We start from the raw sequence: 18,233 nt of genomic DNA, 5'->3' as shown, positions 1-18,233 counted from the left end.
TTCCGACACTTTTCCCGACATTTCACGTTGAAGAGTTCGCAACTATTGCGCGCTTTGCCTTTAACTGGTGTATATTTCCGCAAATAAACAATGACGTAGAGAAACATTCATCATGGCCCAGCTCCCTTGCCGCCGACCAGCCCTCCGCGCCCGCATGCCGCAGGCGGGCTTCACGCTGATCGAGCTGCTGATTGCCATGGTGATCGCCGGCATCCTCGCCGCCGTCGCCTACCCGTCCTACATCCAGTACACGGTCAAGGCCCGGCGCGCCGCCGTCGAGAGCTTCATGCTGGAGCTGGCAAGCCGGCAGGAGCAGTACCTGCTCGATGCCCGGCGCTATGCCGACAGCAATACCGCGCTCGGCGTGAGCACGCCAACCGAGGTCGCTTCCTATTACACCGTGGCCGTGACCGCCGACAATGCGCAGACCCCGCCGACCCATGTCGTCACCGCCACCCCCATCGGCAGCCAGCTGAGCCAGGACGGCAAATGCGGCACGCTGACCTACACCCAGGCCGGCGTCAAGGGCAAGAGCGGCACCGGTTCGGTGGCGAGCTGCTGGTAGGCGCAACCATGACGGCTGCCATCCCCCCCGGCCAGAGCAAGCCCGTGCCGCGCCATGCGGACGGCGGCTTCACGCTGATCGAACTGATGATCACTATCGTGATCGCCGGCATCCTGGCGGCGGTGGCCCTGCCTTCCTATCGCAGTTTCGTCTCCGCCCAGCGCATCAAGACCGCGGCCTTCGACCTCACCGCCGTGCTGTACCACGCGCGCAGCGAGGCTTTGAAGCGCAATGCCGACGTCACCGTCAGCGCCGCCACCGGCGGCTGGCAGAACGGCTGGACCATGACCGTCGGCGCCACGGTGGTCAGCAGCCACGAGGCATTTCCCGGCCTCGCCGTCACCGCGGCGGCCGACAGCCTGGTCTATCGCGGCAACGGCCGCCCGGGCACCAGCGCGGTGTCATTTTCCCTGAGCGCCAGCGGCGCTGCCGCCGCGGCCAGCCGCTGCATCACGGTCAGCCTCGGCGGCCTGCCGGCCAGTCGCAGCGGAGCCTGTTCATGAGCGCGCCGCGCAGGCTGCCGCGCCTTCCACGCCGGATACGCGGCTTTGGCATGATCGAAGTGCTGGTCACGATGTTCATCCTGCTGACCGGCCTGCTCGGCCTGGTCAAGCTGATGGCCCACAGCCAGCGCGGCGAGATGGAGTCCTACCAGCGCGGCCAGGCGCTGGTGCTGCTGCAGGACATGGTGGGCCGCATCAATGCCAACCGCACCGCCGCCGGCTGCTATGCCATCACCGACGCCGCCGCCGGTACGCCCTATATCGGCACCGGCTCGTCGGCGCTGCCGGCCTGTTCTCTCAGCACGGTGCAGGCCTACACCACCGCCAACAGCGACCTAGCCGCCTGGGACAGCCTGCTCAAGGGCGCGGCCGAAACCAGCAGCGGCAACCTGGTCGGCGCCATGATCGGCGCCCGCGGCTGCGTCACCTATACCGCCGCCACCGGCGTCTACCTGGTCAGCGTGGCCTGGCAGGGCCTGGTCGACAGCGCGGCGCCGGCGGCCAGCCTCAAGTGCGGCGCCGGCCTGTATGGCAGCGAAGCCAAGCGGCGCGTGGTCAGCGCGTCGCTGAAGATCGCCAACCTCAATTAAGCGCACGCCGCCATGACCGCCATCCTCACCGAGACCCGACTTACCCTGGCCCGCCGCCAGCACGGCCTGTCGCTGGTGGAGCTGATGATCTCCATCGTGATCGGCCTCCTGCTGCTGGCCGGCATCAGCTCGCTGATCGCGGCGCAGAGCGGCGCCCGCGGCGAACTCGAGAAGTCGGCCCGGCAGATCGAGAACGGGCGCTATGCACTGACCCTGCTGCAGGACGAGATCCAGCACGCCGGTTACTTCGGCCAGTTCTCCGGCGCGATGACGGCGCTGTCGGCGTTGCCCGCGCTGCCCTGCAACAGCGCCGCCAATGCCGCCACCCTGGCGTTGCTGGAATCGTCGCTGGCCATGCCGCTGCAGGGCTATAACGCGCCGGCCACGGTGCCGACCGAGCTCGCCAACTGCCTGCCGGCCGCCAATTTCGTGGCCGGCACCGACATCCTGGTGGTGCGCCGCGCCGAAGCGACCAACGTGCCGGCCACGGTGCTCAACGCGCAGGCGGGGCAACTCTATCTGCAGACCACGCCTGATGCCTTGAAGAGCGGCGTCGGCCCCGACCCCACGCCGGCCACGCCCACGGTCTACACCCTGGTCCAGAAGAACAACACCACGCCGGCCGAGCTGCGCCGCTACGTCGCCCGCATCTTCTACATCAGCCCGTGCAATGTCTATGCTGCCGGCGCCACTGCCTGCACCGCGGGCGCCGACAATGGCCGTCCGGTGCCCACCCTGAAGCGCATGGACCTTGGCGTATCGGGCGGCGTGGTGGCCGCCACCGAGACGCCGCTGGTCGACGGCATCCAGAACATGCAGCTGGACTATGGCGTGGCCAGCGCCACCAGCGCGGTGCCGGGCGACACCTATGTGACCGCGCCGGCGGTGGCCGACTGGCCCAATGTGATGGCGGTGCAGATCAACCTGCTGGCCCGTTCCAGCGAACCCAGCGCCGGCAAGGTCGACGCCAAGACCTATGGCATGGGCGCGGCCGGCTCGGTCGGCCCGTTTTCCGATGCCTACAAGCGCCATGTCTACACCGCGATGGCGCGCGTGGTGAACCCGAGCAGCCGGAGGGAATGATGGCGCCGTCAATCCGACCCGACACCGCGCGCCGGCAGCAGGGCGCCACCCTGCTGGTGGGCCTGATCATGCTGGTGGTGCTCACGCTGCTGGTGGTGTCGGGCATACGCACCAGCAACGCCAACCTGAAGATCGTCGGCAATGTCCAGGCCCGGGACGAGGCGGCTGCCCAGGCCCAGCAGGCGCTCGAAGACGTGCTCAGCGACGTCAACAATTTCTATACGCCGGTGCAAAGAAGCCTGTCCGTCGATGCCGACGGCGACGGCAGCGCCGAGTACACCGTGGTGGTGTCGGCGCCGGTATGCCTGAAGCTGGTGACGGTGGACGGCTACAGCGTCGACTTCGCCGATTCCGCGCCCAAGGATTCCTACTGGGATATCGCGGTGCAGGTCACCGACACCCGGACCGGCGCCACCGCCACCGCGCACCAGGGCGCCAAGGTGCGGCTCGATTCCACCGCCAATTGTCCGGGGTGACGGCATGATCCTGGCGGCCGCCGGGCGCCGCCGCCATGGCATTCAAGTCAAGTCTGCGTAGTGCATTTCGGAGTCACGATGAAACTGAACCAACTGTTCCACCTGCTGGCCTTCGCCGTTCTGGCCACGCTCTCGCTGACCAGCGCGGCGGACGATACCGATATCTTCGGCGCGGCCGGCGCCACCTCGGGCCAGGCGCCCAACATCATCTTCATCCTGGACAACACCTCCAACTGGTCCAAGGCGTCGCAGCAGTGGTCGGGCTCGCCCACGCAGGGCGAGGCCGAGCTGAAGTCGATCAAGAAATTCGTGGCCAACCTGACCAAGCCGACCAACGTCGCGCTGATGATGTTCGACACCAGCACCAAGGATGGCGGTTATGTGCGCTATGGCATGCGCGATGTCAGCATTGCAGAGAACAATACCGCGCTGCAGTCCATCCTTGGCGGCATCGACGTCAATGCATCCAGCGAAAAGATCGAGCAGTCCGCGGGCAACTATGCCAACACCCTTTATGAAGCCTGGCTCTACATAACCGGCGCGCAGAGCTGGGCCGGCATGGCGGGCAATGCCGACTATGCCGGCAACCCGCGCGTGCTGACGACGGCAAGATATCTCAGCAGCGGCTATGCCTACCAGGGCTCGGCCAACCGGTCGCGCTACAACCCGCCCAACATCTCCGGCGGCTGCGGCAAGACCTACATCATCTTCATCGGCAACAACCGCCAGGGCCAACTGCCGCCGGTGCCGCTGCCGACCGATCCGGCCGCGACCACGCTGCAGACCTACAACTACAAGTCGGTGCCGGACGTGCAGTCGGCCTGGGCCCGCTTTCTGGCCAACCGGCCGGACCTGGGCCCGGGCAGCGCCGCCGCGATCAACGGCACCGTCACCACCTTCGCCATCGATGCCTACAACGCCCAGCAGAACCGCGACTTCTCGACCATGATGATGAACATGGCGGCGCAGGGCAACGGCAAGTACTACCAGGCCGGCAGCGACGTGGCGCTGGACGATGCGCTGAACGACATCCTGAAGCGGGTGGAGGCGGTCAACTCGGTGTTCGCCTCGGCCTCGCTGCCGGTATCGGTCAGCGTGCGCGGCACCTATCTGAACCAGGTCTACCTCGGCCTGTTCCGCCCGCATTCGGAAGGCAAGCCGAACTGGGCCGGCAACATGAAGCAGTACAAGCTGGGCGTTAACACTTCCACCACGCCGGCCAGCCTGTTCCTGGCCGATGCCCTCGGCAATGCGGCGGAAAACCCCGACAACGGCTTCGTGCTGCCCACCGCCGTCAGCTTCTGGACCGCCGCCTCGTCATTCTGGGACTCGGTCTACTATCCGGGCTCGCAGGCGGCGGGCGGCACCTCCGATTCGCCGGACGGGCAGCTGGTGGAAAAGGGCGGCGCCGCCCAGTACTTGCGCACCGCCTTCCCGACCAGCCAGTCCACCCGCAACGTCTATACCTGCACCGGCACCTGCGCCAGCAGCAGCGGCAGCACGCTGTCCACGACACCGTTCAGCACCGCCAACACCGCCATTACCACCGCGCTGCTGGGCGCTGCAGACAGCACCGAGCGCGACAACATCATCAACTGGGTCCGTGGCGGCAATACCAAGTCGGATGACAGCCCGGTGACGCCGATCAGCACCACCGCCATCCGCGGCTTCGCCCATGGCGACGTGCTGCATTCACGGCCGGCCGTGGTGAACTATGGCAGGACCGACAACGACATCGTGGTGTTCTATGGCGCCAACGACGGCATGCTGCATGCGGTCAAGGGAGGCCAGGACACCGCCACCGGCTCCGGGAGTGAATTGTGGAGCTTCATCGCGCCCGAGCATTTCGACCGCTTCAAGCGCATGCGCGACCACACGCCCATCATTTCCACCACCAGTCCCAAGCCGTATTTCGTCGACGGATCGACCACGGTCTACACCCAGTCCACCGCCGGCGACGGCATCATCGACTACACCCGCGGCGACAAGGCCTATCTGTTCGTCACCATGCGCCGCGGCGGCCGCCTGATCTATGCGCTCGACGTCAGCAACCCGGCCGCGCCGCGCTTTCTGTGGAAGCGCACGTCGGCCAGCAGCGGCTACCAGGAAATGGGCGACAGCTGGTCCGATCTCAAGATCGCCAAGCTGCGCTATCAGGCCAACCCGGTGCTGGTATTCGGCCTGGGCTACGATGCCGCCGCCAACGACCCGACGCTGCAGGCCACGGCCACCATGGGCCGTGGCGTGATGGTGGCCGACGCGCTGACCGGCAATCCGATCTGGCAGGCCGGCCCGGCGCCCGCGGGCGCGCTGTACAACAACACGGTTTCCGGCATGAGCTATGCCATCCCGGCCAATGTCTCGCTGTACGACTCCAACGGCGACGGCAAGACAGACCGCATCTACGCCGCCGACACCGGCGCCAATGTCTGGCGCATCAATGTCGACGACCCGACGCCATCGAACTGGACCGTCACCAAGGTGGCCGCGCTCGGCGGCACCGGCGTCAATGCCCGCAAGTTCCTGTATGCGCCGGACATCATCCCGGCCTCCAGCAGCAATGCGTTCGACACCCTGCTGCTTGGTTCCGGCGACCGCGAGCATCCGTTCGAGACCACGGTCCAGAACCGCTATTACATGATCAAGGACGACCATGCGCTTAACGCGGTGCGCGCCACGCCGATCGTGGAAGGCACCGCCGGCGCCACCACCGGCGAGACCGGCAAGCTCTATGACGCCAGCGCCGACCTGGTGCAGGTCGGCACCGCCGCCCAGGCCAGCGCCGCCAAGGCCGCGCTGCAGGTGGCAAGCGGCTGGTACATCAAGCTGGCAAGCGGGGAGAAGGTCGTCAGCGGCTCTACCACGCTGTCCGGCTCGGTGATTTTCGGCACCAACACGCCGGCTTCGGCCAACAACAACAGCTGCACTTCCAGCCTCGGCGAAGCCCGGCTCTACATGCTGAGCTACCTCGACGGCTCCGCCACCTTCGACGTCAACCAGAGCGGCACCATGACCCTGGTGGACCGTTACCAGGTGCGCGCCGGCGGCGGCTATCCGCCGACGCCGATCCCGATCTCGGTCAGGATAGGCGGCAAGAGCTACCAGGCGGCCATCAGCGGCACCAAGGTGATCACGCCGCCTTCGCCCGGCCTGAACCGCCGCTACCGCACCTACTGGCACCGCGCGATCGACTGAGCCGGATGGCCCCGGCGCCCGGCCAGCTAACTGAAAGTCAACGCCGGGCATGATCTAATGGCGCGCCCAGTCACGGGCCTCACCGTCAATATCTATGATCAGCCGCCTGCTTTCCTATCTGGCCCACTTCCTGCCCGCGCCCAATGCCGGCAACCGTTTCGAGCAGATGCGCGCCGCGCTCGGCGCATTGTTCGGCCTGGTGCTGACAGCCATCGTCAGCTACGGTTTGCTGGGCAAGAGCGGCGCGGCCTTCATGATCGCGCCCATGGGCGCTTCGGCCGTGCTGCTGTTCTGCGTGCCGGCCAGCCCGCTGGCCCAGCCCTGGTCCGTCATCGGCGGCAACCTGATCTCGGCCCTGATCGGCATCACCTGCGTCAAGCTGGTGGATGACATCGCGCTGGCCGCCGCCATTGCCGGCTGTCTGGCGATCTCGGCCATGTTCATCCTGCGCTGCCTGCATCCGCCGGCCGGCGCGGTGGCGCTGACCGCCGTGCTCGGCGGCCCGGCCGTCCATGCGATGGGTTACCAGTTCGCGCTGACGCCGGTGGCGCTGAACTCTGCGCTGATGCTGGTCACCGCGCTGTTCTACAACAATGCCACCGGCAGGCGCTATCCGCATCGCCAGACCGCCGCGCCGGCGCATCCGCACAAGACCGCCGACATCGCGCCGACCCAGCGCCTAGGCTTCACCGCCGAAGACCTCGACACCGTGCTGCGCAACTACAACCAGGTGCTGGACGTCAGCCGCGACGACCTCGAAGCGCTGTTCGTGCAGACCGAGATGCAGGCCTACAGCCGGCGCTTCGGCATCATCCGCTGCGCCGACATCATGTCGCGCGACGGCATCACGGTGGAGTTCGGCACGCCGCTGGCCGAGGCCTGGCACCTGATGCAGGCGCACCGGGTGCATGCGCTGCCGGTGCTGGACCGGGCGCGCCGGGTGATCGGCATCGTCACCCATTCCGATTTCCTGCGCCACAGCGACCCGGCCGACTTCCACCGCCTGCGCGACAGCCTGCGCAGCCTGCTGCGTCCGGTGCCGATGCTGCATTCGGAAAAGCCGGAAGTGGCAGGGCAGATCATGGCGCGGCCAGTGAAGACCGCGCCGGCCGACCTGCCCATCGTCGACCTGGTGCCGCTGATGGCAGACCTCGGCCTGCATCACATGCCGGTGGTGGACGAGGACGGCCGCTTCGCCGGCATCGTCACCCAGTCGGACCTGGTGGCTGCGCTGTATGAGAGCCGGCTGGCCGGGCGTTAGGCGGGAAAGGGACGGCATCGCGGGTTTGGCTGCCGGTTGAGCGCACAGGCGGTGGCGCGTTGGCTGTAGAGGCAATCAGGTTTGCTTTTGGAAATATTGTTCTAGTGAAATTTGCATCATACAATTATAATTTCTATAGCGAAAAAATCGCTAAGGGAGCCGGCGCTGGGGACGGAGGTCACCTGCCCGGAAAAAAATAATGCATGTTCATCTGACCATATTCCATGAGACCTAAACACTGGGCCGCTGCCACCCCGGCTGCACTGATGCTTTCCCTGATCCTTTCCGCCTGCGGCGGCGGAGGCGGCGGCGGCAATGACGCCGGCAATGCCGGTACAAGCAATGCCGGCACAAGCGATGCCGGCGCGGCCACAAGCACGACAACAACCGCTGCCACCATCACGAAGGCCAACTATTCGGAAGTTGCATCGGCGGCGGTCAGCCCGGTCGGCCAAGTGCTGAACCTGGATCAATTAGCTGGCTCGCTGACGAGCGGTGTCGAAGTCAACGGCACATCGCTCAGCCTTGGCGACGCCACGCTTGATATCTACAAGCGCTTCCGCGCCAGGAACGCGGCATTGGTCACCGGCGCTGTCTATACCGAGAGTTGCAGCGGCGGCGGGTCCATTACGGTCAACGAATCCATCGCAAGCGACCAGAGCGTGACTGTCGGCGACAGCGCCTCGATAACCGCGGCAAACTGCAAGGAATCGGGCTTGCCCGCATTTAACGGCAAGTTGAGCCTGAAGGTCACCGCCGTGTCGGGCGATCCGGTCAACTCCACCCGCTACAGCATGACGTTGGCGGGCGCCTACGATAACTTCACTTTCATCAATGGCACGGAAAGCGTCGCCATCAATGGAGATATCGCAATCTCGGCAAGCCAGAACGGTTCGAGCACGGTCAACGTGGGTATTTCCGGCAGCGCGCTTGGATTTTCGGTTGTCCAAAGCGGCGCAACCACCGGCAGCTACCAGCTGAAAGGCTACAGCTTCATCGGCACCGACACGAACGGCACTATCTCGCTGTCCGTCAAGTACAGCTTGACCGGCACCTCGCCCAAGCTCGGCGGTCCCTACGCCTTCTCGGTGGATACGCTGCAGCCGATCGTCGTGAACAGCTCCAGCGACCATCCGTCTTCCGGTGCGCTGATTGTCCGGGGTGCGCCGGCGACAGTGACTGTCACTGCCCTCAACAGCAGTTCCGTCCGCCTCGATTACAGCGAGAACGGCGATGGCACGGTAAGCACGACCCGTACCCTGGCGTGGACCGAGTTCGATACGCTGAAATAATCCTGCATCAATCCATTCACGCACCGCGTGGCAGGCGTCACCGCCAGGTGGCGCCTTTCCTTATGCATACATTCATTTCAGCTGCGGCGGCCATGCTTGCCGCCATGCTGCCGCTGACCGCGGCGGCGCAGTGGCAGACGGCGCTTGACCTCGGCATGCGGCATGCGAGCGTTGCCGAGTACAACCAGCGCGGCCGGCGCGTCGTTGCCGAACATGGCTGGCTCCCCGGCCTGGGCGCGGCCCTGGACTATCGCGGCGAGGACGTTGACCTGTTTACCGCAGCCAGCGTCTTCGATGCCGATCTGGACTATGACGGTCAACTGCAGAATGGTCGATCCTACCGGAGCCAGACGCGCACTACACTGGCCCAGGCACGCCTGGGCGCACGCTACCGGCTGCATGGGTCGACACGCCTCGTGGGCTATGCCGAGATTGATCACTGGCGGCGCGATATCGAGGGCGGCGGCAATGCCGTGGGCCTGCGCGAAAGGAACTGGTCGCCGCGGCTGGCGCTGGGGCTGGAGCAGCGCTGGCAGACGGGCAGCGGCGGTCGCGTCGAAGCGAGCCTTGCGATCGTGCGCGCCGGGCCGGAACGCCTGAAGGTGGGCTTTTCCGGACTGCTCGACGACGCATCGCTGCGCACCCATGGCGCAACCGGCCTTGCCGCGGACCTGCTCTACCAACCGTGGACGGCAATCCCGCTTTCGGTGGGCATGCGCCTGGAATCGATCAAGGTGCCGCGCAGCGAGGAAGTGACGGCCTACCGTCATGGAGAGCCGCGCGGCACGCTGGCCCAGCCAGAGCATGCACGCCATGCCGCCACCCTGTTCGTGCGCTATCTGTTCTAGAAATCCCCAGGCATGCCCGTACGGTCCGCGCCGGCACGCCTGGCCAGAGGCCGCTGCGCGGCTTTGCCGGACAGTCCGGGTAGCGATTCCAACATTGCAAGCTGGCACGTTGTTCCTTACACTGGGCCGCTTGCCGCGGACAGCGCCTGTCGCGCAGTCTGGCGAGGAGAAGTGTTTACGTCCTGCCAGTCCCGGCAAGTTGCGATGAATGTTCATAAACCAGCCCGGCTGCCTGCCGGTGCGTCAGAGGAGACAAGCAATGCTCAATCACATCATGATTGGATCGAACGATATTGAACGCTCAAAGCGTTTCTACGACGCGGTGCTCGGCGTGCTGGGAGCCGGCGAACCGATGCGACACAAGGCCGACTCCGGCCATACCCGCCTGTTTTACCGGCATGACGGCAGCACCTTTTCCATCAGCGAGCCCATCAACGGCGAGGAGGCCACGCCCGCCAACGGCGGCACCATCGGCTTCAAGTGCAGCTCGCCGGAGCAGGTCAAGACATTCCACGACGTTGCCGTTGCCCACGGCGGCAAGTCGATCGAGGACCCGCCGGGCCTGCGCGATGGCAGCATGGGGCCGCTGCACCTGGCCTATGTGCGTGACCCGGACGGCCACAAGCTCTGCGCCATCTATCGCGGCAAATAGTCCACGCCGGGCGGCCGGCCGCGGTCGCGAAGCTTCATGCGCCTGGCCGCCCGGCCTTCCGGTTGTACCCGGAGCGCCTGCCGCAGCCGTACTTCCAGGACGTTGTGGCCAGGGTTGCGCCTTCCGGCTCACGGCACGATGGTGGTAAACAAATAGACCGCGAAAATCACCAGATGCACCGTGCCCTGCATTACCGTCGTGCGGCCGGTGCCCAGCGACAGCGTGGCCACGACGATGGACAGCACCAGCAGCACGGTGGACTTGATGTCGATCCCGAGCGACAGCGTCCAGCCTGTCACGAGCGACACGATGGCAACGGCGGGTATGGTCAGCCCGATGCTGGCCAGCGCCGAGCCGAGGGCCAGATTGAGGCTGGTCTGCAGCCGGTTGGCGCGTGCGGCCTGATAGGCGGCAATGCTTTCCGGCAGCAGCACCACGGCGGCGATGATGATCCCTACCAGCGCCTTGGGCGCGCCCGCGGCCGCCACCGCCGCCTCCACGGCCGGCGACAGGGACTTCGCCAGCAGCACCACGCTCACCAGGCAGGCAAACAGCAGTGCCGCACTGGTGGCCGCCATCTTTCCCGTCGGCGGCGCGGCGTGGATTCCCTCGTCGGCCGCTGCTTCCGGGAGGAAGTAGTCGCGGTGGCGCACGGTCTGCACCAGCACGAATGTGCCGTACAGCACCAGCGACACGATGGCGATGAAGGCAAGCTGGCTGTTGCTGTAGACCGGCCCCGCCGTCGTGGTCGTATAGTTAGGCAGCACCATGGTCAGCACCGAGATCGCGGTAAGGGTGGCCAGCGCGGCGGAGACGCCATACAGGCCGAAGGTCTGCTCGCCATGCTTGCGCCCGCCTGCAAGCAGGCACAGGCCGACCATGCCGTTAAGGATGATCATCACCGCGGCGAACACCGTGTCGCGCGCCAGGCCCGTCGTTTCCGGGCCGCCGGCAATCATCAATGAGACGATCAGCGCGACTTCGATTGCCGTGACGGCGATGGCCAGCACCAGCGTGCCATACGGCTCGCCGACCCGGTGCGCCACCACCTCGGCATGGAACACCGCGGCAAGCACGCCGGCAAAGAGGCCAAGCACCAGCAGGAGCGTGAAGAAAACGCCGAGTCGTTGACCCAGCCCGAAATAGGATGCGGCAAGGAGGACCCAGGCAAGCGCCGGCGCGGCGATGGACCATGCAGGCAGGGTGGCGCTCAGTTTCAATGGCGGCTTTCGAAAAAGGTTGAAGAGAGTGGAAAACATTGGCAGCCGGTTCCGGCCAGGCCAGGGATGTGCAGGGCAGGCAGCGCGATCGGGGTTTGGCTGCACCCTGTCCGCATCATGTCCGGCCCGACGCGGCGCGCGCCCGGGCCGTCCTTGCTTTTCAATGGACCGCATGGCCCTGGCATGCGGGGCGAAGAGGCCTGGCATCGATTCCGGATTGTAGCGGTTCAACTTATACCAAACCCAATCCATAACGTCCCATGAAACCGCGTCTTTTTCCGCCTGGCTGCGTTGGGATCGTCGTCGATAGCTGGGCTATTGGGTCCTCGCCCGTCCTGCCAGACGAAGAAACCATCGGTTTCATCCGGGACGTTATGGATAGGGTTAGGTATCAAGCGACAGTGTGCGGGAATCCGCGCCTTTTCGATGCGAGCCGTTTCAGCGCGTCAACGCGCAGCCTTCATGCCAGGTGCGTTCGGGGCATGCCATGGAAGGCAGCAGCCCTCGCCATCCCGCCAGTATTCGGGTATGAAGCAGGCTGGCGGAATACATCGACAGGAGCATCCTTCCATGGCACATCAGTCCATCCTTACGTTTTCCACTTCCGGGCGTGGCCTGCGGGACATTACCGACGCGGTGGCGGGTGTCGTCGCGGATTCCCGCGTGCAGTCGGGGCTGGCACATGTCTTTGTCCAGCATACGAGCTGTTCCCTGACCATTACCGAGAATGCCGATCCCGACGTGCTGCGCGATCTGGACACGGTGATGGCGCGGCTGGCGCCCGACGGCGATCCCGCCTACCGGCATGATGCCGAAGGGCCCGACGACATGGCCGCGCATGCCCGAAGCGTACTGACCGACGCGGGCCTGATGGTGCCAGTCGGCGCCGGGCGCCTGCTGCTGGGAACGTGGCAGGGCATTTATCTCTGGGAGCACCGCAGCGGAGCGCAGCGAAGGCGCGTGGTCGTGACCGTGCTCTAGGAGCCTGCGCGGCAGCGGCGCATCCGCGGCGCGCTTTGCATGGGCTATTTCCGCTGCGTGCCCATGCCTTCCTGCTGCTGCATGCCGCCCGCGCCGCTGCCGGCTGGCGCGGCGGCGCTGCCGCTCGTGGCCGGCCCCTGCGGCGTGCCCCGGTCCGTCGTCGTGCCTTCAGCGCCGCCCGTCAGCGTACTGCCGCCAGCGCTGGAACCCGACGTTTGCTGTGGCATGCTCCTTCCGGCGGCGGCGTCGGGGCTGCCTGGTGTTGCCTTGTCGGTCGGGGCCGCTTCGGCGCCGCCGGTCAGGGTGTTTGGGGTCTGCCCGGTGGTCGACGGCGATTGCTGCGCCGCTGCGGTGCCGGCAAGCGATCCCAGCAGCAGCAAGGCTGCCACCGCGGTGAGAGGATGTGAAGCATTCATGCGAGCCTCCTGGAAAGAAGAGTGATTGTCTGCCGGGCTGCCGCTATCCATATGGGCATTTTGGAGCGGCACAGCGAAACGACATACCGCGGCTCTTGTAAGACGTTCAACTACCAGGGAAGTTTTGTGGCTGAACTGCGCTATCTGCAAGAACAAGCGGGAGTAGTTGATTTTCTTCAAACCTTGAACACAAGACACAGATTAGGCTGACTTGCGGTCAACCATGACATCTGCACAAACACTCAAATACTTAGACGGAGACAAGATGGACATCAAGGCTCATGTAGTCGCATCGGTCGTTGCTTTTTCCATACCGCTGGCTGCCATGTCGCAGGACAACATGAAAAAGCTGGAGAACTTCCAGTCCACCGGCGCCAACCTGAACATGGAGACCATTCCCCAGACGGGCGCCAAGGCCGAGGCAATCCGGAACAACCTGAAGAACGTCAAGCTGCCGCCCGGCTTCAAGATCGACCTGTATGCCATCGTGCCCGATGCGCGCCACATGGCGGTCGGACCGTCGACCGGCATCCTTTTCGTCGGCACCCGCAAGACCCAGGTCTGGGCAGTCACCGATCGGGCCAAGACCCGCGTGGCGGACGAGGTCAAGCCGTTCTCGCCTTCCATCAGCATGAAGGTGCCGAACGGCGTGTGCTTCTCGCCGGACGGCATCCTGTACGTGGTCGAGCATAACCGGGTGCTGGCTTTCCCGGCTGCCGAATTCTTTTATGAAGGACCGGATGTCGCCGCGGCCACCGTGGTGCCGCAGGGGCAGCTGATCCCGGTGGAGGAGGAGAGCTTCAACCACGGCGCGCGCGCCTGCCGCATCGGCCCGGATAACAAGCTCTACATCACCATGGGCAATCCGTTCAATGTGCCGGCCAAGGAAAAGCTGCCGATCTATGCGAAGACGGGCATGATGGGCATCCTGCGCATGGACCGGGATGCCAAGAACCGCGAGGTATTTGCCCAGGGCGTGCGCAATTCCGTCGGCCTCGATTTCAATCCCAAGGACAAGACCCTCTGGTTCACTGACAACCAGGTCGACGGCATGGGCGACGACACGCCGCCGGGAGAGATCAATCGCGCCACCAAGGCCGGGCAGCATTTCGGTTTCCCCTGGTATGGCGGCGGCAAGGTCCGAACCGTGGAATACAAGGATGACAACCCGCCGGCCAACGTCGTCTTCCCGCAGGTCGAAACGGCCGCGCATGCAGCCGACCTTGGCATGACGTTCTACCGCGGCTCCATGTTCCCGGCCAAGTACCAGGGCGGCATCTTCAGCGCGCAGCATGGCTCATGGAACCGCACTACGCCGGTCGGCGCCAGGGTGCTGTACACCTCGCTGAAGGCCGACGGCACCGCCGACAAGACCGAAGTGTTTGCCGAAGGCTGGCTGACGCCAAACAAGGAATACCTCGGACGCCCGGTGGATGTGGCAATGCTGCCGGACGGTTCGCTCCTGGTGTCGGATGACTATGCCGGCGCGATCTACCGGGTGTCCTATGCCGGGCAATAAGCGGGCCGCCGCGCTGCTGCTCGCGGCGCTGGCCGCTGCCGTCAGCGGCCAGTCGATGGCGGCGGACATGGCGGCCGCCAAGGCAAAGGCTGGCCAGTGCTTCGTCTGCCATGGCGCCGACGGCCTGGCCAAGGTGCCGGATGCGCCCAATCTTGCAGGGCAGAATGAAGGCTATCTGGTCAAGGCGCTGAAGGATTACAAGTCGGGCAAGCGCGAGAATGAAATGATGAACACGATGGCCAAGAACCTGTCCGACCAGGACATCGCGCTGGTGGCGGCCTACTTCAGCGGCATCGCCGTCACGGTCAAGGCGCCCTGAGGGCGGGTCGGCGCTGCAGGCATGCACGCCATGCTGGCCGTGCATGGCGCATGCGCCTGCCCCATATCGACGGACATCATCGGCCTGTCGGCCCATGATGTCCGGCCGGGCCTGCCAGGCAGGCTCATGTGCCCGGCGTGCAGTCGCGGCATTTTTCCAGATCCAGCGCCACCGGCTTGAGCTTGCGCGCCAGCTGGCGCAGCGCGCTGCGCAGGCCTTCCTCCACGGTGGGATGGTAGAACGGGCTGTCCACCATCTGCTGCACGGTCTGCTGCTGCTGCAGCGCCCACGCCAGCAGGTGGCCGATGTGCTCGGCAGCCGGGCCCACCATTTCCGCGCCCAGGAAGCGGCCGCTGCCGGGCTCGCCGTAGACCCGTACCAGGCCGCGGTTTTCCGCCATCACCCGGCTGCGTCCCTGGTCTTCGAAGCTGGCCTCGCCGGTCTCGAAGCGGGTCCCGCGCTTGGTCAGCGCCGCATGGCCGCCGCCGACGATGGCCATCTGCGGATCGGTGAAGACAATGCCCAGCGGCGCGCGGCGCAGGCGGCTCTGCACATGCGGATAGCGGCCGGCGTTGGCGCCGGCAATCACGCCCTCGTCGGTGGCTTCATGCAGCAGCGGCATGTTCGCGCTGGCGTCGCCGGCCATGAAGACGTGGCTGCCATCGATCTGGCCGGTGTTGGGATCGGACTTCGGCACGCCGAATTCCTCCAGCCCGAGGCCCGCGTGCTGCAGGTCCAGATCGTGCAGATTGGCGCGGCGGCCCACCGCCACCAGCAGGCGTTCGAACGATTCCTCCCTGAGAACGCCCTGTTCCGAAAACGCCATCTTCACCTGGCCATCCTGCAATGTCGGCTGCAGGTGCTCGGCATACGCAGAAAAGGGCATGTCGCTGGTGAAGATGCTGCGTGCCACAGCCACCACCGCCGGATCGGAGAGGGGGCCGACGCTGCCATTGCGCCCGAAGAGGCGCACCCGCACGCCCAGCCTCGACAGCGCCTGCGCCAGTTCCAGGCCGATCACGCCGGCGCCGGCCACGGCCACCGAGCGCGGCAGGTCGTCCCAGTAGAACACGTCGTCGCTGACGACCAGCCTGTCGCCCAGCGTCTCGCGCCAGCCGGGCGGCACGACCGGGCTGGAGCCGGTGGCAATCACGATGCGGCCGGCCTCCACTTCGATCTCCTCGCCCACCCGCAGCAGGTGGGGCGCAACGAAGCGCGCCGGACCGCGCAGCCTGTGCTCTTGCGGCCAGGTTTCGACCGAATCGACCACGAAACCGGCGAAGCGGTCGCGTTCCTCGCGCACCCGCCGCATCACGGCGCGGCCGTCGACATGGCAGCCGCTGGCGGCCACGCCGAAAAGCGGTGCGCGCGCCACCGCATGTGCCGCTTCGGCGGCGGCAATGAGCAGCTTGCTGGGCATGCAGCCGACCCGGGCGCAGGTCGTGCCATACGGGCCGGACTCGATCACGACCACCTTCTGGGTATAAGCCAGCGCGGCACGGTAAGCCGTCATGCCGGCGCTGCCGGCGCCGATGACGGCAACATCGACTTCAACTCTTTTCATGGGTTCTCCTGTTCTCCGCGGCCGGATGGGCGTGTCGGTTCGGGGCATCATAGTCCGGATGCGGCATGGCTGCCTTCGGCTTGCGCAGCATCCATGCAGGTGAGCGTTGCGGCAACGGCGAGCCGAGACAGCCGGCTGAATCGGCGTCTCCCTTGCGCGTATATAACGAGTCGCCATCCCGATTGCCCTACATTGGCAGCACTTTAACTCGACTGTTATGGCCGTTGCCTCTGGCTTTGCCTGTGGGACAGAGCACCGCGCCGGGAATTGCAATGGACCAAAAAAGAATACTCACCGGCATTCCCGAATTCGACGTGGTGCTGCGCGGCGGCCTGCTGGCGGACCGGATTCACCTGATCGAGGGCCTGCCGGGCACCGGCAAGACCACCTTCGGCCTGCGCTTTCTGCTCAGCGGCGTGCAGAGCGGCGAGGCCTGCCTCTACATCACGCTGTCCGAAACCAGAAAGGAATTGCTGGCCTGCGCCGATAGCCATGGCTGGTCGACCGACGGCATCGAGATCTGCGAGCTGATTCCCGCCGAAGCCAGGCTGGGGCAGGAACAGAGCGTGCTGTTTCCCAGCGAAGTGGAACTCAATGCCACCATTGAATCGATCTCGAAAAAAATCCTGGAGCACAGGCCGCACCGGGTCGTGATCGATTCGATGACCGAATTGCGGCTGCTTGCGACCGAGGCGGCGGGCTACCGGCGCCAGATCATCGCCTTGCGCCAGTTCCTGCTGCAGCAGCACTGCACCGCGCTCCTGCTCGACGACCTTACCTCGGAGCACAGGGAGCATGACCTGCAGGGCTCGGTGCATGGCGTGATCTCGCTGGAGCAGCGCGAGCGCGCCTTTGGCTCGGCGCGGCGCCGGCTGCGGGTGGTCAAGATGCGCGGCGGCGATTTCCAGAGCGGCTGGCATGACTTCGCCATCGTGCGCAGCGAGGTGCTGGTGTTTCCCAGCCTGATCGCCGACGAGCACCATCGCGACTACGAACGCGGCAGCGTGTCGTCCGGCATCGGCGAGCTCGACGTGCTGCTCGGCGGCGGCCTGATGCGCGGCACCACCACGGTCCTGCAGGGTCCGACTGGCGTCGGCAAGTCCTCGCTGGCGCTGCAGTATGCCATCGCCGGCGCCGGGCGCGGCGAGCATGTCGCCTACTTCTCGTTCGACGAAACACTGGAGACCCTGTACGACCGCGCCCGCGGGCTCAACCTCGATGTGCATGCGCCGATCGAGAGCCGGGTGATCCAGTGGGAACGCATCAACCCGTCGCGCATTTCTCCCGGCGAATTCATCTGGAAGGTGCGGCAGGAAGTGGAGCACCGGCATGCCAGGATCGTGGTGATCGACAGCCTGAACTCCTATCTGGAAACCATCGAGGAACAGGACGCGCTGCTGCCGCAGCTGCATGAGCTGTTCACCTATCTCAATCACCAGGGCGTGCTGTGCATCCTGGTGCTGGGCCATGCGTCCGGAGCGGACAAGGGCACCGACCCGCTGGGCGTGACGCTGATCAGCGATGCGGTGATCCTGCTGCATTTCTTCGTGCGCGACGGCGTCGTGAGGAAAGGCATCACCGTGGTCAAGAAGCGCCCCGGCCAGCATGAATGCGCGATCCGGGAATATCTGCTCTCTGCCACCGGCATCGGGCTGGGCGAGCGGGTGCAGCAGCAGACGCCCTTTGTCGATGCCCATGCCGGCGCTGCGCATCGTGCCCGTGCAGCGACCGCTGCACGGACGCCCTGAC

Annotated in this window: 17 protein-coding genes; 14 read left to right on the top strand and 3 right to left on the bottom strand. The window is 65.7% G+C overall.

Features of this window, described 5'->3' with window-relative positions; translation table 11 throughout:
* The first annotated feature begins 112 nt into the window (after window positions 1-112).
* The 10 genes from IGW04_RS19465 to IGW04_RS19420 all read left to right on the top strand — a co-directional run bounded on the left by IGW04_RS19465 (window position 113) and on the right by IGW04_RS19420 (window position 10,465).
* Window positions 113-565, top strand: a complete 453-nt coding sequence (locus IGW04_RS19465) for a type IV pilin protein (RefSeq protein WP_323744885.1) — start codon at window positions 113-115, stop codon at window positions 563-565.
* 8 nt (window positions 566-573) lie between these two features.
* Complete coding sequence (locus tag IGW04_RS19460; protein ID WP_194714758.1) at window positions 574-1,068, top strand: GspH/FimT family pseudopilin; 495 nt, start codon at window positions 574-576, stop codon at window positions 1,066-1,068.
* Window positions 1,065-1,658, top strand: coding sequence for a type IV pilus modification protein PilV (gene pilV / locus IGW04_RS19455; RefSeq protein WP_194714757.1), 594 nt, complete (start codon window positions 1,065-1,067; stop codon window positions 1,656-1,658). The genes IGW04_RS19460 and pilV overlap by 4 nt, the downstream gene beginning before the upstream one ends.
* 12 nt (window positions 1,659-1,670) lie before the next feature.
* On the top strand, window positions 1,671-2,741 hold the full coding sequence (locus IGW04_RS19450; RefSeq protein ID WP_194714756.1) for a PilW family protein: 1,071 nt from the start codon (window positions 1,671-1,673) through the stop codon (window positions 2,739-2,741).
* The gene (locus tag IGW04_RS19445) at window positions 2,738-3,217 is read left to right on the top strand and encodes a PilX N-terminal domain-containing pilus assembly protein (protein WP_228527223.1); all 480 of its coding nucleotides are present in this window, start codon (window positions 2,738-2,740) and stop codon (window positions 3,215-3,217) included. The genes IGW04_RS19450 and IGW04_RS19445 overlap by 4 nt, the downstream gene beginning before the upstream one ends.
* A 78-nt stretch (window positions 3,218-3,295) precedes the next feature.
* A complete protein-coding gene (locus IGW04_RS19440; RefSeq protein WP_194714755.1) occupies window positions 3,296-6,412 on the top strand; it encodes a pilus assembly protein in 3,117 nt (1,038 codons plus the stop codon).
* 94 nt (window positions 6,413-6,506) lie between these two features.
* On the top strand, window positions 6,507-7,673 hold the full coding sequence (locus IGW04_RS19435) for an HPP family protein (protein WP_194714754.1): 1,167 nt from the start codon (window positions 6,507-6,509) through the stop codon (window positions 7,671-7,673).
* A 266-nt stretch (window positions 7,674-7,939) separates the two neighbouring features.
* Window positions 7,940-8,965: a hypothetical protein gene (locus IGW04_RS19430; protein ID WP_194714753.1), complete on the top strand. Its 1,026-nt coding sequence runs from the start codon at window positions 7,940-7,942 to the stop codon at window positions 8,963-8,965.
* Between the two features lie 62 nt (window positions 8,966-9,027).
* Window positions 9,028-9,813: an outer membrane beta-barrel protein gene (locus IGW04_RS19425; RefSeq protein ID WP_194714752.1), complete on the top strand. Its 786-nt coding sequence runs from the start codon at window positions 9,028-9,030 to the stop codon at window positions 9,811-9,813.
* 259 nt (window positions 9,814-10,072) lie between these two features.
* The gene (locus IGW04_RS19420) at window positions 10,073-10,465 is read left to right on the top strand and encodes a VOC family protein (protein WP_194714751.1); all 393 of its coding nucleotides are present in this window, start codon (window positions 10,073-10,075) and stop codon (window positions 10,463-10,465) included.
* Window positions 10,466-10,593: 128 nt separating this feature from the next.
* On the opposite strand, the gene IGW04_RS19415 is transcribed toward IGW04_RS19420, so the two are convergent.
* Window positions 10,594-11,724 carry a calcium:proton antiporter gene (locus IGW04_RS19415; protein WP_194714750.1) on the bottom strand — a complete coding sequence of 377 codons (1,131 nt, stop codon included), beginning with the start codon at window positions 11,722-11,724 and terminating at the stop codon, window positions 10,594-10,596.
* 531 nt (window positions 11,725-12,255) lie between these two features.
* Between IGW04_RS19415 and IGW04_RS19410 the strand changes: the two genes are divergently transcribed.
* On the top strand, window positions 12,256-12,666 hold the full coding sequence (locus IGW04_RS19410) for a secondary thiamine-phosphate synthase enzyme YjbQ (RefSeq protein ID WP_194714749.1): 411 nt from the start codon (window positions 12,256-12,258) through the stop codon (window positions 12,664-12,666).
* 44 nt (window positions 12,667-12,710) lie between these two features.
* On the opposite strand, the gene IGW04_RS19405 is transcribed toward IGW04_RS19410, so the two are convergent.
* Window positions 12,711-13,082, bottom strand: a complete 372-nt coding sequence (locus IGW04_RS19405) for a hypothetical protein (RefSeq protein ID WP_194714748.1) — start codon at window positions 13,080-13,082, stop codon at window positions 12,711-12,713.
* A gap of 265 nt (window positions 13,083-13,347) precedes the next feature.
* Here IGW04_RS19405 and IGW04_RS19400 point away from each other — a divergent pair, with 265 nt between their 5' ends.
* Together IGW04_RS19400 and IGW04_RS19395 are read left to right on the top strand one after the other, a co-directional pair.
* Window positions 13,348-14,601 (top strand): PQQ-dependent sugar dehydrogenase, encoded by a 1,254-nt coding sequence (locus IGW04_RS19400; protein WP_194714747.1) that lies wholly within the window; start codon window positions 13,348-13,350, stop codon window positions 14,599-14,601.
* Entirely contained in the window at window positions 14,588-14,920 is a 333-nt protein-coding gene (locus IGW04_RS19395; protein ID WP_194714746.1) for a c-type cytochrome, read from the top strand. The genes IGW04_RS19400 and IGW04_RS19395 overlap by 14 nt, the downstream gene beginning before the upstream one ends.
* 124 nt (window positions 14,921-15,044) lie before the next feature.
* On the opposite strand, the gene IGW04_RS19390 is transcribed toward IGW04_RS19395, so the two are convergent.
* Window positions 15,045-16,484, bottom strand: a complete 1,440-nt coding sequence (locus IGW04_RS19390; protein WP_194714745.1) for a dihydrolipoyl dehydrogenase — start codon at window positions 16,482-16,484, stop codon at window positions 15,045-15,047.
* Window positions 16,485-16,756: 272 nt separating this feature from the next.
* Between IGW04_RS19390 and IGW04_RS19385 the strand changes: the two genes are divergently transcribed.
* Window positions 16,757-18,232 carry an ATPase domain-containing protein gene (locus tag IGW04_RS19385; RefSeq protein ID WP_194714744.1) on the top strand — a complete coding sequence of 492 codons (1,476 nt, stop codon included), beginning with the start codon at window positions 16,757-16,759 and terminating at the stop codon, window positions 18,230-18,232.
* The last annotated feature ends 1 nt before the right edge of the window (window position 18,233 follow it).

The organism is Noviherbaspirillum soli, assembly GCF_015352955.1.
GTDB classification, from domain to species: domain Bacteria; phylum Pseudomonadota; class Gammaproteobacteria; order Burkholderiales; family Burkholderiaceae_D; genus Noviherbaspirillum_A; species Noviherbaspirillum_A soli.
Note: the sequence above shows the minus strand (reverse complement) of the source record. Positions and strands in the feature narration are given on the sequence as shown.

What these genes read in the sequence shown, in the direction of transcription:
- IGW04_RS19445 (WP_228527223.1), top strand. Translation starts at nt 2,738, where the DNA reads ATGATGGCGCCGTCAATCCGACCCGACACCGCGCGCCGGCAGCAGGGC.
- IGW04_RS19430 (WP_194714753.1), top strand. Translation starts at nt 7,940, where the DNA reads ATGCTTTCCCTGATCCTTTCCGCCTGCGGCGGCGGAGGCGGCGGCGGC.
- IGW04_RS19440 (WP_194714755.1), top strand. Translation starts at nt 3,296, where the DNA reads ATGAAACTGAACCAACTGTTCCACCTGCTGGCCTTCGCCGTTCTGGCC.
- IGW04_RS19460 (WP_194714758.1), top strand. Translation starts at nt 574, where the DNA reads ATGACGGCTGCCATCCCCCCCGGCCAGAGCAAGCCCGTGCCGCGCCAT.
- IGW04_RS19410 (WP_194714749.1), top strand. Translation starts at nt 12,256, where the DNA reads ATGGCACATCAGTCCATCCTTACGTTTTCCACTTCCGGGCGTGGCCTG.
- IGW04_RS19435 (WP_194714754.1), top strand. Translation starts at nt 6,507, where the DNA reads ATGATCAGCCGCCTGCTTTCCTATCTGGCCCACTTCCTGCCCGCGCCC.
- pilV (WP_194714757.1), top strand. Translation starts at nt 1,065, where the DNA reads ATGAGCGCGCCGCGCAGGCTGCCGCGCCTTCCACGCCGGATACGCGGC.
- IGW04_RS19465 (WP_323744885.1), top strand. Translation starts at nt 113, where the DNA reads ATGGCCCAGCTCCCTTGCCGCCGACCAGCCCTCCGCGCCCGCATGCCG.
- IGW04_RS19400 (WP_194714747.1), top strand. Translation starts at nt 13,348, where the DNA reads ATGGACATCAAGGCTCATGTAGTCGCATCGGTCGTTGCTTTTTCCATA.
- IGW04_RS19385 (WP_194714744.1), top strand. Translation starts at nt 16,757, where the DNA reads ATGGACCAAAAAAGAATACTCACCGGCATTCCCGAATTCGACGTGGTG.
- IGW04_RS19420 (WP_194714751.1), top strand. Translation starts at nt 10,073, where the DNA reads ATGCTCAATCACATCATGATTGGATCGAACGATATTGAACGCTCAAAG.
- IGW04_RS19450 (WP_194714756.1), top strand. Translation starts at nt 1,671, where the DNA reads ATGACCGCCATCCTCACCGAGACCCGACTTACCCTGGCCCGCCGCCAG.
- IGW04_RS19415 (WP_194714750.1), bottom strand. Translation starts at nt 11,724, where the DNA reads ATGTTTTCCACTCTCTTCAACCTTTTTCGAAAGCCGCCATTGAAACTG.
- IGW04_RS19395 (WP_194714746.1), top strand. Translation starts at nt 14,588, where the DNA reads ATGCCGGGCAATAAGCGGGCCGCCGCGCTGCTGCTCGCGGCGCTGGCC.
- IGW04_RS19405 (WP_194714748.1), bottom strand. Translation starts at nt 13,082, where the DNA reads ATGAATGCTTCACATCCTCTCACCGCGGTGGCAGCCTTGCTGCTGCTG.
- IGW04_RS19390 (WP_194714745.1), bottom strand. Translation starts at nt 16,484, where the DNA reads ATGAAAAGAGTTGAAGTCGATGTTGCCGTCATCGGCGCCGGCAGCGCC.
- IGW04_RS19425 (WP_194714752.1), top strand. Translation starts at nt 9,028, where the DNA reads ATGCATACATTCATTTCAGCTGCGGCGGCCATGCTTGCCGCCATGCTG.